This is a genomic window from Nocardia jinanensis (genome assembly GCF_014645735.1).
GTDB classification, from domain to species: domain Bacteria; phylum Actinomycetota; class Actinomycetes; order Mycobacteriales; family Mycobacteriaceae; genus Nocardia; species Nocardia jinanensis.
In genome coordinates, this window is record NZ_BMMH01000001.1 from 26364 (window position 1) to 41298 (window position 14935).

12 protein-coding genes are annotated in these 14935 nt (G+C 67.4%); 3 read left to right on the forward strand and 9 right to left on the reverse strand.

Annotated elements, in window-relative coordinates; translation table 11 throughout:
• Positions 1-619 precede the first annotated feature (619 nt).
• On the forward strand, positions 620-955 hold the full coding sequence (locus IEY68_RS00125) for a glycine zipper domain-containing protein (RefSeq protein WP_058853131.1): 336 nt from the start codon (positions 620-622) through the stop codon (positions 953-955).
• 301 nt (positions 956-1256) lie between these two features.
• Here the strand turns inward: IEY68_RS00125 and IEY68_RS00130 are convergent, their stop codons facing one another.
• The gene (locus IEY68_RS00130; RefSeq protein WP_058853130.1) at positions 1257-1982 is read right to left on the reverse strand and encodes a glucose 1-dehydrogenase; all 726 of its coding nucleotides are present in this window, start codon (positions 1980-1982) and stop codon (positions 1257-1259) included.
• A gap of 444 nt (positions 1983-2426) precedes the next feature.
• Between IEY68_RS00130 and IEY68_RS00135 the strand changes: the two genes are divergently transcribed.
• Positions 2427-3167: a class I SAM-dependent methyltransferase gene (locus IEY68_RS00135; RefSeq protein WP_058853129.1), complete on the forward strand. Its 741-nt coding sequence runs from the start codon at positions 2427-2429 to the stop codon at positions 3165-3167.
• A gap of 54 nt (positions 3168-3221) precedes the next feature.
• On the opposite strand, the gene IEY68_RS00140 is transcribed toward IEY68_RS00135, so the two are convergent.
• Positions 3222-4895 (reverse strand): bifunctional 3'-5' exonuclease/DNA polymerase, encoded by a 1674-nt coding sequence (locus IEY68_RS00140; RefSeq protein ID WP_058853128.1) that lies wholly within the window; start codon positions 4893-4895, stop codon positions 3222-3224.
• A 242-nt stretch (positions 4896-5137) separates the two neighbouring features.
• On the reverse strand, positions 5138-7054 hold the full coding sequence (locus IEY68_RS00145; protein WP_189093955.1) for a S9 family peptidase: 1917 nt from the start codon (positions 7052-7054) through the stop codon (positions 5138-5140).
• A 158-nt stretch (positions 7055-7212) separates the two neighbouring features.
• On the opposite strand from IEY68_RS00145, the gene IEY68_RS00150 reads away from it, so the two are divergent.
• Complete coding sequence (locus IEY68_RS00150; protein WP_058853127.1) at positions 7213-8457, forward strand: cytochrome P450 family protein; 1245 nt, start codon at positions 7213-7215, stop codon at positions 8455-8457.
• A gap of 4 nt (positions 8458-8461) precedes the next feature.
• Here the strand turns inward: IEY68_RS00150 and IEY68_RS00155 are convergent, their stop codons facing one another.
• From IEY68_RS00155 to IEY68_RS00180, 6 genes are all read right to left on the reverse strand, one after another.
• Positions 8462-9034, reverse strand: coding sequence for a TetR/AcrR family transcriptional regulator (locus IEY68_RS00155; protein WP_229718542.1), 573 nt, complete (start codon positions 9032-9034; stop codon positions 8462-8464).
• A 381-nt stretch (positions 9035-9415) separates the two neighbouring features.
• Positions 9416-10591 carry a fumarylacetoacetate hydrolase family protein gene (locus tag IEY68_RS00160; protein ID WP_058853126.1) on the reverse strand — a complete coding sequence of 392 codons (1176 nt, stop codon included), beginning with the start codon at positions 10589-10591 and terminating at the stop codon, positions 9416-9418.
• Complete coding sequence (locus IEY68_RS00165; RefSeq protein WP_058853125.1) at positions 10588-11715, reverse strand: type 2 periplasmic-binding domain-containing protein; 1128 nt, start codon at positions 11713-11715, stop codon at positions 10588-10590. Before IEY68_RS00165 ends, IEY68_RS00160 begins: the two co-directional genes overlap by 4 nt.
• Positions 11712-13100: an aldehyde dehydrogenase (NADP(+)) gene (locus IEY68_RS00170; RefSeq protein ID WP_062995534.1), complete on the reverse strand. Its 1389-nt coding sequence runs from the start codon at positions 13098-13100 to the stop codon at positions 11712-11714. Before IEY68_RS00170 ends, IEY68_RS00165 begins: the two co-directional genes overlap by 4 nt.
• Positions 13097-13567: a MaoC family dehydratase gene (locus IEY68_RS00175; RefSeq protein ID WP_058857053.1), complete on the reverse strand. Its 471-nt coding sequence runs from the start codon at positions 13565-13567 to the stop codon at positions 13097-13099. Before IEY68_RS00175 ends, IEY68_RS00170 begins: the two co-directional genes overlap by 4 nt.
• A complete protein-coding gene (locus IEY68_RS00180) occupies positions 13564-14913 on the reverse strand; it encodes an MFS transporter (protein WP_058857054.1) in 1350 nt (449 codons plus the stop codon). Before IEY68_RS00180 ends, IEY68_RS00175 begins: the two co-directional genes overlap by 4 nt.
• Between the last annotated feature and the right edge of the window lie 22 nt (positions 14914-14935).

The window sequence follows — 14935 nt, forward strand, 5'->3', positions numbered from 1 at the left end:
CCGGCGGTAGTACTCACAGCGTTCTTCAACCGGTCGAAAACCAGCTTCAGGCCGGGTGGCAATTTGCTCAAGAAGATCCTTTCGCCAGCATGATCTGGAGTGCTCGACGCTCGTACGACACGACAAGGACCGCGGAGGGGATTACACAGCTCGAATCAACCGCGTTTTCGGAACAGGGGGCAGCGACGCCCCTCCCCGTCGAAAGACGGACGGAAATACTGCCGGGTCGGCAAGAATGTCCGCGTCGAATTCCCCTCCGCCGCAGAGACGATGCTAGGCACCCGTCGGCCGCGCTGGGCGAATCATGATCAGTGTGAATGCAATTGACTCATGAGCGACCCGACGGGTGTATCCACCGGGCTCCGGCATACGACTTCGGAATCCCACCGATAACGGGAAACTCTGCAAGGTGAGGATGTGGCACCCCGACCCGGCACATCCCGGTGCCCGACCGGCATGGGTGCGGCTGAACTACCACGAATCACACTGCCGCGCACTGTCATTGATCACATATTTCGACCGAGTCCTCCCCGGGCTGCCTATGATTCGATCGGCCGGAGAATTCCGGCCCACGAATTACCCCCTCGCTTGTTCCGGGGGTCGGAGAGGCTGGCAGAAAATGACAGGAAATGGCCTGGTCAAGGCGATGAGTGTGGTGGCGTTCAGTGCGCTGCCCTTGGCCGCGACCGTTGTTATCGCGGGTCCGTCCGCCGCCGAAGCCGCTCCCCGGCAAGCCACACCGGTAGCCGGCATTCCACTGCAGAAGAGCGAGGACATCGCCACCAATCCGCACGCCCTGATACCCGATCCGGTGCTGAACGGCTCGTCCGCGGGCGGTTCGGTCGGTTCCGCCGTCGGGTCGGCAACCGGATCCGGCGGCTCGCTCCTCGGCTCCGTGATCGGCGCCCTCGTCGGCTATTTTCACCCCGAGGTGATCCCGCAGGTTCTGCCCTGACCCTGTTCAACGCTCTGTCCGGGCACTCTCCGGAGCTCGGGGGGACCCGGCCACAGCTCTCCCCCACCGCTGTCGGCGGTCGTCGCCCGGCGACAGAGTCGGCGCCCGAGCTCGGTGTCGGCGCGGGCGGATTCCGTCGAGCATCGTGTGGATCAACCCGGCACGCCGCGCGGGGCCGGCCGGAAGCTGTTCCTCGAGCCGGGCGCACCCACCGTGGCACCGCATCCGAGGCCGTGACGCCGCACCGACCGCATTCGGCGAGTCCGGAACAGAGACTTCTCGCGGTCGAGGTGGATTCGGCTCAAAACAACCCGCCACCCGCATGGACGGTTTCGCCGGTGATCCAGCGGGCCGCGTCGGAAGCCAGGAAGGCGACGATCCGGGCGATATCGTCGGGCTCGCCGATGCGGCCGAGCGGCGTGGATACGACGATCTGCTCGGTCAGCTCCGGGCTACGCGCCGCGGCCAGCGCCTCGGTCCGTATCGCACCCGGCAGCACATTGTTGACGGTGATCCCGCGTGGCCCGAGTTCCCTGGCCAGCACGCGGACCAGTTCCTCAGCGGCCGCTTTGCTGGCGCCGTACAGACCAGCCCCCGGGCGATGCGTCGCCGTCACCCCGGATGAGACGACAACGATCCGACCGTGGTCTCGCAACCGGTTCGCGGCCTCCCGCAACGCGACGAAGGTGGCTCTGGCGTTGATCGAGAACATCAGCTCGTAGTCCTCGTCGGTAGCCTCGGCGATCGCGGAGAATCTCGCCGTCCCGACGTTGTTCACCAGTATGTCCACACCTCCGAAGCGTTCCTCGGCACTATCGAACAAGCCCCGCAGCTGTGCCGGATCGGCGACATCGGCCTGCGCGGCAACGCCTTGCCCGCCCGACCTTTCGATCGTGGCGACCACCTGCTCTGCCGCAGATCGGTTCGACTGGTAGTTGACAACGACAGTGGCACCGTCGGCGCCCAGCCGCTCCGCGATGGCCCGCCCGATACCGCGCGATCCCCCGGTGACGATTGCAACCGGCATGACACCTCCCACTAGTCCACTTCATCGACAGTAATCATGCCCAACCAATTGGAGGAGACAGTCAATAGTCGATGTTCTAGACTTACTTCATGCCGACCGAGGGGGCGGACGCGCCCATGAGCCGACGCGAGGCCTCTTCCCGACACCGCCTCACCCGAGGCCCACCCGCGGAAAGCCCTTCCCTTCTCGATGGCAGACGAGGCCGTGAATCGATACGGGCCAGATCTTTATCGACCCGATGCCGGAATCGAAACGCCACCCGCAACTGTGCGGCCCGAAACGTGTGTAATCTGCCGTGCCGAGACCCGGTTCGATGTCTTACCAGGCGTTACACCGCGCGCGGCCACCAATTCGGTTGTCACGGTTCCGTGGCACCGCGCCTGGCCTATCTGTACATATCGCTGTTCGGCAGAACTTTACGTCGATTCTGGATACGGAGGCGTTGTGGATTGGGAGTTGTGGCAGCGTAGTTGGGATCAGCAGCAGAGTTTCTATCTTCCCGAACGCGAAGAACGGTTCCGAGTGATGATCGACGTGGTGGAGGCCGCGGTGGGGCCGACTCCGCATGTTCTCGATCTGGCCGCTGGAACGGGGACCATCACCCGGCGCTTGTTCACACGCCTACCCCGAGCGAGGTCGGTCGCGGTCGATATCGATCCGACGATGATGGCGATCGCCCGGGGATCATTCGAAGGGGACGCGCGGATCACATTCGTCACGGCCGACCTGGCCGCACCGGGCTGGATGGAAGGTCTGCCCGACCAGCCTTTCGACGCCGTTCTGACGGCGACATCGACGCATTGGCTGAAGGCCGAACCGTTGACCCGGTTGTACGCCGATCTCGCGAAGGTTGTTCGACCGGGCGGCGTGTTCGTCAATGCCGACCATATGCCCGATCCGGATACCCCCGTGCTCAACGCCATAGATGAGGCCGTCCAGGACAATCACAGGGAACGAGTATGTGCCATGGGGGCCCTGGATTGGGAGCAGTGGTGGGAAGAGGTAGCTCTCGACCCCGGCCTCACCGAGGAGCATGCGGGCAGCCGGGCGATTTTCGACCAGCACAGCGGGGGTGAGGAACATCCCGCCGAATGGCACTGCCTCCGGTTGCGAGAAGCCGGATTCCTGGAGGCAGGTGTGGCGTGGCGTTCGATCAACGACGCGATGGTGGTCGCGATCAGGTAGTGGCCGGTCGTTCGAACGCGTGCCGCGTCCTCTCGCAACGGCAGGTCCGGGTCCTTACTTGGCGTCCCAGTAGCACTCCACCACCGCCGTTGTGAAGGGGAAACGCACCGGTGTCGGCCCGAAAGCCAGTCGGCCTGCGGTATCGGCCGCGGTGGCGATCATTTCGGCCACCGCCGCCGCTTCCGCTGACGGACAGTGCACGATCACCTCGTCATGCTGGAAGAAGACCAGCTCGGCACGGAGCCCGGCACGGAACATCGCATGACGCAGGCCGGCCAGGACCAGCAGGGCCCAGTCGGCGGCGCTACCCTGCACCACGAAGTTACGAGTGAAGCGGCCGCGGGCACGTGCCGCCGCGGAGGTGCTGCCGTACTCACTGCGATTCTCCCGAGCCCGGTCCTCTCGGTCCGGTGACGCATCCGGCCCCGGCGGGCACGTCCGCCCCAGCCACGTGCGTACCAGACGACCCTCCTCACCAGCACGCGCCGCGTCGTCGACATAGCCCACCGCGGCCGGATAACGCCGGCGCAGACCGGCCAAGTGGGTCAGGGCATCGCCGGAGGTCTGGCCGTAAATGGCACCCAGCAGGGCGAGTTTGGCTTGCGCGCGTTCGCCGCCGAAGCCACGGGCAGCCAGATCCGCGTACAGATCCTCACCCCGGCCGGCCACCTTCATTAATCCCGGGTCGCGCGAAACGGCGGCGAGTATCCGCGGCTCCATCTGGTCGGCGTCAGCGACCACCAGGGACCACCCCGGGTCGGCACAGATGGCCCGGCGGATCACCTTCGGGATCTGCAAGGCGCCACCACCATTGGTGGTCCAGCGGCCCGAAACCGTACCACCGGGCAGATATTCGGGACGAAAGCGGCCGCCGTATACCCACTGTTCGAGCCAGGACCAACCGTGGGCGGTATACAGGCGGTACAGCGTTTTGTAGGCCAGTAGTGGTGCTACCGCGGGATGATCGATCTGTTGGAGCTCCCACTTTCGCGTGGAGGACAACTCGATTCCGGCGCGGGCGAAGGCCTTGATGATGTCGTTGGGCAAGTCCGGGCGGACCCGCACCCCGTCCCCGAAAGCCCGCGACACCTCATCGGCCAATTCCGCCATGCGGCGCGGTGGTGACCCACCCGGAAAACGCTCCCCCAACAGCGTGTCCAGCAACTCGCGGTGAACGTCGGCGCGCCACGGGATCCCCGACCGCGACATCTCCGCGGCGACGAGCATGCCCGCCGATTCCGCGGCGAGCAGCAGCCGCATCCGCTCCGGATGCTCGGTGGCCGCCGTCCGGGCGATCTGACCCGCGTAGACCTCCAGCAAGGCGGTGAATTCGTCCGTCCCGGCCGGCAGCGGCACCGCGCCCGACTCGAACAACGACGGCTGGACCTCCGCCGCCCGCGCGGGGGCGTCCGCGGGAACGGGCAGGTGGTGCAGGCGAGCCCAAGCTGCCGCGAGCGAACGGGGCTGACCCGACTGCCCCTCCTCGTACCCGATCAGCAAAGCCTCCGCGGCCTCCACGTCGTAGCAGCGCTCGACCCGTACGCCTGCCGCCAGCAGGGATCGATAGATCTCGGCGGTGGACCGCCACACCCACCGCTCGACCTCGGGGCGCGACCGCACCGCCTCGACGAGCGAAGGCTCGTAAACCACCTCGGCGGGCCGGCCGTCCGGATCGAGTGGACACAGATACGCACCCCCATCGCCCGATCCCGCTACCGCCCACCTCACGTCCCCGAGTCTGGCACCAGGGTCCGACACCCACGGCAGCGGTTCGTCCAGAAGTTTCCGGGCAGATATCCGAGAGCCGCGGCAACAGCTGTGGAGGCGACCCAGATGGAGCCTTGTGCCGACACCTGGTGTTCGACGCCGGTCCGATGGGGATGGAGAACTACACCGGGTGAGCCGCGATCCGAGAGTTCTTCGCGCACAGCCAGGAGGTGATGGCCGTGCGGCGAGTCCGACGTCCGGGATCAGCCCGTGCTGCGGCCGCCGAGATGTCGGGCGAAGTGCCGCTCGATCGCGCGGTGCAGCATGACCTGGTTCTCCGGGTTCTCGAAGCCGTGCCCCTCGTCCTCGGCGACCAGATACTCGACCGGGACGCCACGCTCGCGCAGCCGCGCGACGATGTTATCGGACTCGGCCTGGACGACGCGGACGTCGTTGGCGCCCTGGGCGACGAGTAGCGGGGTGCGGATCCGGTCGACCATGGTGATCGGAGAGCGGGCCAGCATATCGGCCTCCTGCTCGGGGATATCGGGGTCGCCGACGTAGCGGTACCAGTTGTTGACATTGAAAGCCCGGGTGAACGGCGGCAGGGTGCGCAGGAAGTTCGCGAGGTCGGAGACGCCGACGTAGTCGACGGCGGCGGCGAAACGGTCCGGGGTGACGGTGATCCCGACGAGGGCGGCGTACCCGCCGTAGGACCCGCCGTAGATGCCGATGCGGCCGGGATCGGCACAGCCGCCGGCGACGGCCCAGTCGACAGCGTCGATCAGGTCGTCGTGCATCGCCCGGGCGAACTCGCCGATCGCGGCGGTGACGTGGCGCCTTCCATAGCCCAGCGAGCCGCGGAAGTTCACTTGCAGCACCGCGTAGCCCCGGTTGGCGAGGAACTGTGCGTCGCTGCTGTACCCCCAGGAGTCGTACCACCACGGCCCGCCGTGCACCACCAGCACAAGGGGGAGATTTCGCGGTTCGACGCCGACCGGCAGGGTGAGGAAGCCGTGCAAGGGCAGTCCGTCACGGGCGGGGAAACCGACAGGTTCCATAGGGGCCATAGTGTTCGGATCCCGGTCCGGGTGAGCGCGGAACAGCAACCGGGCCTCGCCGGTGGTGTGGTCGTAGAGCCAGGTGACGCCGGGGTCACGGTCGTGGACGAAAGTGGCGATCCAGCGCTGCCCGGAGTCGTCGCAGGACAGGGTGCCGAGTACGCCGTCGGAGAGTTTCCGGAGCTGCGTGTGGATTTCGGCGAAATGCGGGTCGAGGACCTCGATATACGGGCGATCGGCGACGAAGCGGGCGGCGAGGATCTCGCCGGTGTGCCGGTGGCGGTAGACCGGGGGCGGGAGCACACCGGGCAGAATCGTGCCGCTGATGTCGAGGTCGTGACCTGCGACGGCGGCGACGACGGTCTCCTCGCCGGTCTCGTGGTCGATGCGAACCAGCCGCAGGTCGTCACCATCCTGGAATAACCCGACGAGCAGGCCTTTCCCGTCGGCGGTGACCTCCTGGGGCTGGACACCCATCGGATGTTCGGCTCCGCCGAGGCGGCGCAGCAGCCGTGTCCGCCCGGTGCCGGGGTCGATCGCGGAGATCTCGACGGTGCCGTCCGGGGCGAGCGCGGTCCGGAAAGTAGGCTCGCCACGGCGGTCGAGCAGGACGACAGCGGTCGGGTCGTCCTGCTCGCGGTGCAGGGTCGTCTCGCCGGTGGCGACGTCGATCCGGAACATGTCGAAGAACGTCGGGCGCCGATTCATCGTGACCAGCACGCTGCCCGGGACCGACGGAAGCGGCTCCGCACCCACCACCCGCGACCCCGGGTCCATCGGGGTGAGGTCGACAGCGGGTGATTCGGGGTCGTCGAGGTCGACGCGGTGCAGGTGCCAGTCCTCGTTACCGTCGGTGTCCTGGAGGTAGAGCAGCCATCGGGGGCCGTCGGTCCAGTAATAGGTGGTGATCCCGCGGCGCCTGTCGTGGGTAACGGGGACGGCGTCGTCATGGGTCTGGTCGATGCCGCGGATCCAGACGTTACGCCGGCCCCGGTGCGGGGCGAGGTAGGCGATGCGGGTGCCGTCCGGGGAGATCGACGGGTTCGCGAACTGCGGGTCGGCGAAGAACGACTCGATATCGATCAATGGTGGTCGCTTGTCGGTCGGTCGGTCGTTCATGGTCACTCTCCACTCCGCTCGGCTCCGGCACGATTCCGCCCCTGAGCGAACACCATGCCGCTGGGGCACACTCAAGGTGACGCTACCGGTGGGTCGGTACTATCCGGGATCCGCCGGATCGCGACGACAGGACCGGTACCGCACCTAAGATCCATCCGATGACGCTTTCCGACCACCTCCCGAGCCCGGCCCCGCACGGTTCACCGATCGATACCGCCGGGCCGCGGATCCCGTTGTATGTACCGGAATTCGCGGTAGATCCGCACAGCACCTATCGGGAGATGCGCCGCCGGTACGGATCCCTGGTTCCGGTGGAGGTGGCGCCGGGCGTGCCCGCCACATTGGTGATCGGCTACTACACCGCGGTGCGTATCTTCAACGACCCGGACCATTTCCCGGCCGACCCGCGCGTCTGGCAGCAGAACATTCCCAGAGGTTGCCCGGTCCTACCGCTCATGCAGTGGCGACCGAACGCACGTCGTAACGACGGCAGCACGCACATCCGATACCGGCAGGCCATCGTCGCGGGTCTCACCAAGGTCGATCCGTACAGCATCCACGACACGGTGGCGCAGGTCGCTGTCCCGCTCATCAATTCGTTCTGCGGAAACGGATCCGCGGACCTGATCCGCGATTACGCGTTTCCGCTCACCTTCGCGGTGCTGAACGCGGTACTGGGCTGCCCTACCGAGATCGCGCAGCGCGCCGCGGCCGGGATGGCCGCGATATTCGAAGGAGTCGGGGCGGAACGCGGAGCCGAGCAACTCATGGCGTCGCTCGTGGAGCTCATCACCCTCAAACGTACGGAGCCCGGCGATGATGTGACGACACGGATAATGCAGCACCCGACCGATCTGAACGAGACCGAGATCGTGAACCAGGTGGCCACGCTCTACGGGGCGGGTATCGAACCGCTGCAGAATCTGATCGTCAACGCGTTGCGCCTGATGCTCACCGACGAGCAGTTCGGGGCCAGCGCCCTGGACGGAAGCCTGTCGACCCGCGACGCCATCGACGAGGTGCTGTTCAACGATCCGCCGATGGCCAATTTCTGTTTCACCTTCCCGAAACAGCCGATCCTCATCGAGGATGTCTGGCTACCGGCCAACCAACCCGTCGTCATCAGCATGGCCGCCTGCAATACCGACCCGGTGGTCGGCACGAGCCAGCACACGGGCAATCGTGCTCACCTCGCTTTCGGCGGCGGGGCGCATGTGTGTCCGGCCAGTTCCCTGGCCTATCTGATCGCTCAGGACGCCATCGACCAGTTGCTCGACGGACTACCCGAGATACGCCTCGGAGTGCCGGCCGCCGACTTGACCTGGCGGACAGGCGCGTTCCACCGCGCGTTGACCGCCCTGCCCGTCGTCTTCCCGCCGTCACCGCCGCTTTCGCCGGTATAGCTCGTCACTCGTTCCGCAACAGGGCGACGTTGGCGAGCCAATCGTCGACGACCCGGTCGGCCAGGGTTCGGTCGGTCCGCATGATGCGGGTCAGCTCGAGCCCGCGAACAAGCGCCATCAGCGATTCGAAAGCCGTCCGTGCCGCCTCGGCGTCGGAGATGCCCGCATACCGGTGGAAGAGCGCGCGCAGCGCGGCACCGAGCCGCCTCTCCGCGGGCAGCAGCGTGGCGCGCAGCTCTGGGTCGGTGCGGGACGCGGCCCACAGTTCGAGGGCCGCTTGGAAGGGTGGCCCGGCCATGGCCGATCGGATCGCGTGCACCAGCTGTTCCAGGGCATCGGGCCGGTCGCCGAGGTCGGCGACGAGTTCGCCGACATTGTGCAGGCGCAGATCGGCGATGTGGTGGATCGCGGCGACGAGCAACTCGGATTTCGAGCCGAAATGGTGCAACAGCGCACCCCGCGAGACCCCCGCCTCGTCCTGGATCCGTTGCGTCGTCGTACCGGCGTAGCCGTGCTCCACCAGGCCGAACTCCGGGGCTCGGTGTCCGGAGAATTCCGACGGAATTACCGAATTCACTGCCGGATCACCGCACCGGGTTATCGCCGTACTCCGAATTCACGACTGGTCCGCGGCGGCTGCATGATCACATCATCTTGCCCAGGCCATTGCCGAACAGAGGGCCTGATTCACAACCAGAAATATCGGAGGCGATTTCGGTCACCACACCCCGATGATCCGGGTCCGCCGCTATGAGATCCGCTCGGGTACGCCACAACCGGGCGCGTCGGAGATACCGGGAAGGAGTTGTGCGGAACCCGTGATTCCGGGAGCCGCGAATCCGGCGGAGTGTCGATTCCGTGACGAGGCAGGTTCATCGACACAGTATCGGTACCGAATACCGTGCGGTCGGATTTTCGTGCGTCGAGGAGGGCCCCGGGACCGGGGACGAACACCGTCCTACAGCGCCCCCCGAGCGGAAAGGCTCCGGAACAGGTCTGCGGTGCCGAACCGCCACGGTTCGCACTTGTCGCTGGTCCGCACCCGGTTGACCAGGCCGCCCAGGGTCGGCGTCTCGATGGCGACCAGATCGTCCGGGCGGTGGGTGAATCCGAGTCCCGGTTCGGCTCGGTCCTGGACCGGGGCGAACATGGTGCCGAGGAAGAGCACCACACCGTCGGGGTATTGGTGGTGCTGTCCCATGAGCTGGTGGACGAGGTCCTCGGGGTCGCGGCTGATCTCGGCCATAGACGATTCGGCGTGCAGCGCGAAATCGTCGACACCATGGATCCGCAGTGTCACGGTCAGTTTGCGTACGGTGTCGAGATCGAAAGCGCCGTCGAAGAGCCGGATGAACGGACCGACAGCCGCGGAGGCGTTGTTGTCCTTGGCGGCAGTGAGCAGCAGCGCCGAGCGGCCCTCGAAATCGCGCAGATTGACATCGTTACCGAGGCAGGCACCGACGACCCGGCCCGCCGACGAGATCAGCAGCACCACTTCGGGTTCCGGATTGTTCCAGGTGGAGCGGGGGTGCACGCCGATATCGCTGCCGGTTCCGACACTGGCCATCGGCGCGCATTTGGTGAAGATCTCGGCATCGGGACCCAGCCCGACCTCGAGGTACTGGCTCCACCAGCCCTCGGCGACCAGTAGCTCCTTGAGCCGGGCGGTCTCGGCCGAACCCGGTTCCAGCGCGGACAGATCGGTGCCCACGTGTTCGGTGATCTGCTCGCGCACCCGGTCGGCCAGCGAGGCGTCGCCGCGGCAGCGTTCCTCGATAACACGTTCCATCAGGGAGACCACGAAAGTGACGCCCGCCGCCTTGACCGGCTGCAGGTCGATCGGGCTGAGCAGCCGGGGGATCTCGGGCCGCCGTAATTCCGGTGGAGTGTGCGCGATCACCTCCGCGACCGATCCTAGGTCCGGGCCCTCGCAGCCGCGGACGAAAGCGGCCGGGTCGTCGTACTCCGCCAGATCCCGCACGGTCGCGACCCGCGCGGTGATATCGATCAGGCGGTTGCCGCGCACCGTGACCACGCTGGGTCCGTGGGCGCACATCACCCGCCCGATCAGAACGGCCCGGTCGTGGTCGGCCGGGAGCAGGGTCTCGGCGGTCGGTGGCCAGGGGATGGTCACGATACGGTCCTCGCGGTCGTGGCCGGCCGGAAGCTGATCTCGAAGCTCTCGTTCACCTCGCGGGTGAGCCGGCGGATGTCGTGGTGGTCGAAAAGGCAGGCCCGCACCGCCGCGGCGCCCGCGTTCTGGAAGGCGATGGCACCCGCGCGCCGGGGCCGGATCCAGGCATCCTCGATGGTGGCCCGGGTAGCTCGGTAGAAATCGCGGCTGCCCGCGTTGACGGTGTCGTCTTCCCAGGCGGTGCGCAGCCCCGGCTGTCCTTCTTCGGCCGTGACGAACCGGCGCTGGGCGTCGGTGGACATCAGCCAGCGCACGTGATCGAGCAGTGCGGCGTCGGGGAGGCAGCGGCTGCTGAATGCGATGCCGGTGCCGCCCAGTACGGAACCGCGCCGGCCGGCCCGGCCGCGCGGAGCGTCGCCGAACAGCAGCGGGCGTGCTCGGCGGGTGTAGTTCACGTAGCCGTAGACGTGCGGGCAGTACTGCGGCCCCTCCGCCGCGGTCATACGTTCCAGCAGGGCGATCGGGTTGTCGTTGCCGTCACCCGGCCGGTCCGGGACGAAATGCCGGAGTGTTTCGACGGCCTCGCCGAATTCCGCTTCCCCGAGGAAGATGCCGTCGTCGCCGGGAGACGCGCCGTCGGCCACCGCGATACCGCACAGGGTGAGGAACAGGTGCGGTCCAGAGGTCGGCACGGCCGCCGCGACCTCGCCGGACAGTTCGACGGCCTGCGCCCACGTATCCGGGACCGGTATGGCGCTGTCACCGCGCACGGAAACCTGTGTCGCGGCGTCCAGCGGCACCGCCCAGAGCCGGCCCGCCATCTCGTAGGAGCGCAGTGACGGCCCGACGCTCTCAGCTCGCCAATGTGCCAGTTCCGTGGGGGTGAAGAGGTCGTCGAGCGGCTGCAATGCGCCGGCCTCGATCGCCTCACCGATATGCGGGTGATCCAGGACCACCAGATCGTAACGCCGCGCGGTCTCCGCGATGGGCGCCGATTCGAACCCCTCGAGCGGCTGGATGTCCCAGCGGATATCGCAGACCGGGGCGTCCGGGTGAGACGTAGCGGCGCGCAGGGCCCGATAGCCGCGCGGATGATCCCAGGTGAGGCCCGCCCACCCCGTCATCGGCGCAACTCTTCGGGAAGCGTTGCGGCGGGCATGTTCTGGTAGGCGACCGGACGGGCGAACCGCAGCGCTGCCCCGGTACCGACCGAGGTCGAGACGGGGGCGGTGGTGGCGGGCCACGGGCCGCCGTGCTGCTGGGCATCGCTCACTGTGACGCCGGTGGGCCACTGGTTCCAAATGATCCGACCGGCGCGCTCGGCCAATACATCGACGGCCTCGGCGGCCTGGTCGTCGGATTCCGCGGCGCCCTGCACGGTCGCGGTGAGGGTGCCCTCGATCTGTTCCAGCACGTCCAGTGCCTGTTGTGGATCGTCGTATTCCACCAGAACAGAAGCGGGGCCGAAGATCTCGGTCTTCACGATGGCCGGGTCGGCCAGTACCGCACGAGCGGTGCTGGTCAGGATGCACGCACTCGGCGTATCCGGGGACGCCGGGCCGGTCGTGGCGACCTCGACGTCCGGATGTTCAGCCACCGACTCCAGCGCGCGTCCGTAGCCGTCCGCGATGCGCTGGTTCAGCATGGGGCCGACCGCCGGCAGGGTGAGCCGGTCCAGGAAGCCGGCCAGATCCGGAACCAGCACCACGCCCGGCTGGGTGCAGAACTGTCCCGATCCCAGCGTGCTGGACTCGGTGAACCCGGTGACGATCTCGTCCGCGCGGTGCTTCCATCCGGCCTCGGTCACCAGGACCGGGTTGGTGCTGCCGAGTTCGCCGTAGAACGGGATCGGGTCCGGCCGGGATACCGCCAGGTCGAACAGCGCGCGCCCACCCGCCTCCGAACCGGTGAACCCGACCGCGCGGATACGCCGGTCGCGCACGGCGGTCACGCCCGCGTCCCGGCCTTCGAGCAGGCCGAAGAGGCCGTCCGGCGCACCCGCCTCGCGCAGACTTTCGGTGACTATCCGCGCGGTGACGCGGGACAATTCCGGATGCCCCTCGTGTGCCTTCACCACCACCGGGCAGCCTGCCGCCAGGGCGCTCACGCTGTCACCGCCGGCGACGGAGAAGGCGAACGGGAAATTACTGGCCGCGAAGACCAGGACCGGCCCGATCGCCAGATGGGTGCGCCGGATATCCGGGCGCGGGCCCATCGGCCAGTCCGGGTCGGCGGGGTCGATCCGGGTATCGAACAGCGTGCCCTGCTCCAGCCGGTCTGCGAACAGGGTGGCCTGGAAAATGGTGCGCACCAGCTCGTTCCGCAGGCGAGGCAGCGGAAGTGCGGTCTCCCGGTGCGCTGTCTCGACCAGTTCACCGGCGGCGGTATCGAGGCCCGCGGCGAGCGCGCGCAGCCACCCCGCGCGGGTGGTCGCCGCGGCGCGCCGCGCCGGTCGGCGGGCGAGATGAGCTGCGGCGAGTACGGTTTCGACCTCGGCGGTGTCGGTCACTGGTTCGGCTCCTCGGGTTGCGGGGTGCGGTCGACGGCGAGCACGTGTTTGCAGACGAGCACGGTGTCACCGTGCTGGTTGGTCCCGGTGTACTGCTTGGTGACCAGACCGATACGCGGATTGCGGTGGTCGGCGAGGTCGACGACCTCGGAGGTCGCGCGGAGGGTGTCGCCGGGCCGGACCGGGCGGGGGAATCGGATCCGGTCGTAGCCGTAGGCGACGGCGCGGCCGTTGTATTCGACAGTGAGGCCGACGACCACCCCGAAGGTGAGTACGCCGTGGGCTATCACACTGCCGAACCTGGGCTCGGCGAATCCGGGATCGGTATGGGCGGGGTGGTGATCGCCGGTGAGATGGGCGAACCAGGCGATATCGGCGGCCTCGATGATCCTGGTGCCGCCGGTCCCGGTTTCACCGAGCGTGTAGTCCTCGAACCAGCGGTCGTGGAATTCGGGCGCGTCCGTCATCGGATCGCTCCTGCCACGAGCGCGCCGGTCGGGCGGTCGATCACATGGTTGAAATGGTCGTCGCTGCTCTGATCGGCGTCGCTGCGGTAGCGCGCGGACAGATAGACCGAGATGAACGCGACGGTCGCCATGACCACCATCCACACCGCGATCGGCCACCAGTGCCCGAATCCGGCGAATATCGCGGTGGCGATCAACGGGGTGGTGCCACCGAGCAGGGCGCCGCTGACCTCGCGGGCGAAGGCGACACCGGAGTACCGCATCGCGGGTGGGAACATCTCGGCCAGGAACGCGGCCTGGGCCGCGTAGCAGGTGGCCACCGCGCCGACGAAGCACACCACCAGCGCGAGGATGATCAGGGCGGGTACGCGGGTGTCGATGAGGGCGAACATCGGGAAGGCCCAGAGGATCCCGAAACCGGAGCCGAAAAGGAATAGCCTGCGGCGGCCGAAGCGGTCACCGAGTCTGCCGAAGACCGGCATGAACGCCGCGCCCGCCACGAGGACCACGGCATTGATACCGAGCCCGGCCATGGCCGCCAGACCGATATCGTTGGTCAGGTAGCTCAGCGCCCAGACCTGCGGGATGTAGGAGAATCCCGAAAGCATGAAATTCGATCCGAGGCTCAGCGCCAACCGGCCCTTGGCCGTGCGGAACAATTCCAGCAGCGGGATCTTCGTCTCCTCGGACTTCGCCTGTTCGAAACTCTCGGTCTCGGTCACGCGCCGCCGGATGTACAGGCTGATCACCAGCATGACCAAGCTGAGCAGGAACGGAAGGCGCCAGCCCCACTGGTCGAAATTATCTCCGGTAAGCCAGAGCACGATCTGGAAAGTGCCCAGACCCAGCGCCGATCCCAGCCAGACACCCGCACCCGACCACGAGGCGTAGAAGCCGCGATGACCTCGCGGCGCCGCCTCCGACGACAGCACGACGGCCCCGGCGTACTCCGCACCGGCCCCGAGGCCCTGGATGATCCGGAGCAGGACCAGCAGGATCGGAGCGGCCATCCCGATCGTGTGATAGCTGGGTAGCAGGCCGATGAGCGCGGTCGAGACACCCATGATGCCGAGCGTGACGATCATGACCGGTTTGCGCCCGATCTTGTCGCCCAGATGCCCGAACACCACGCCGCCGAAGGGACGGGCGAAGTACCCCACCGCGAAGGTGGCGAACGAGGCCAGCAGTCCGGTGGTGGGGCTGGCATCGACGAAGAAGTAGGAGTTGAAGACGAGGGCCGCGGCCGCGCCGTAGAGCGCGAAGTCGTACCACTCGACGAGGCTGCCGACCGCGGAGGCCGCTGCCGCGCGGCGCGCCTGCTGAACCGGTGGGGCGGTTGTAGTCATGAAGAGATCTTTCGGGGATGCG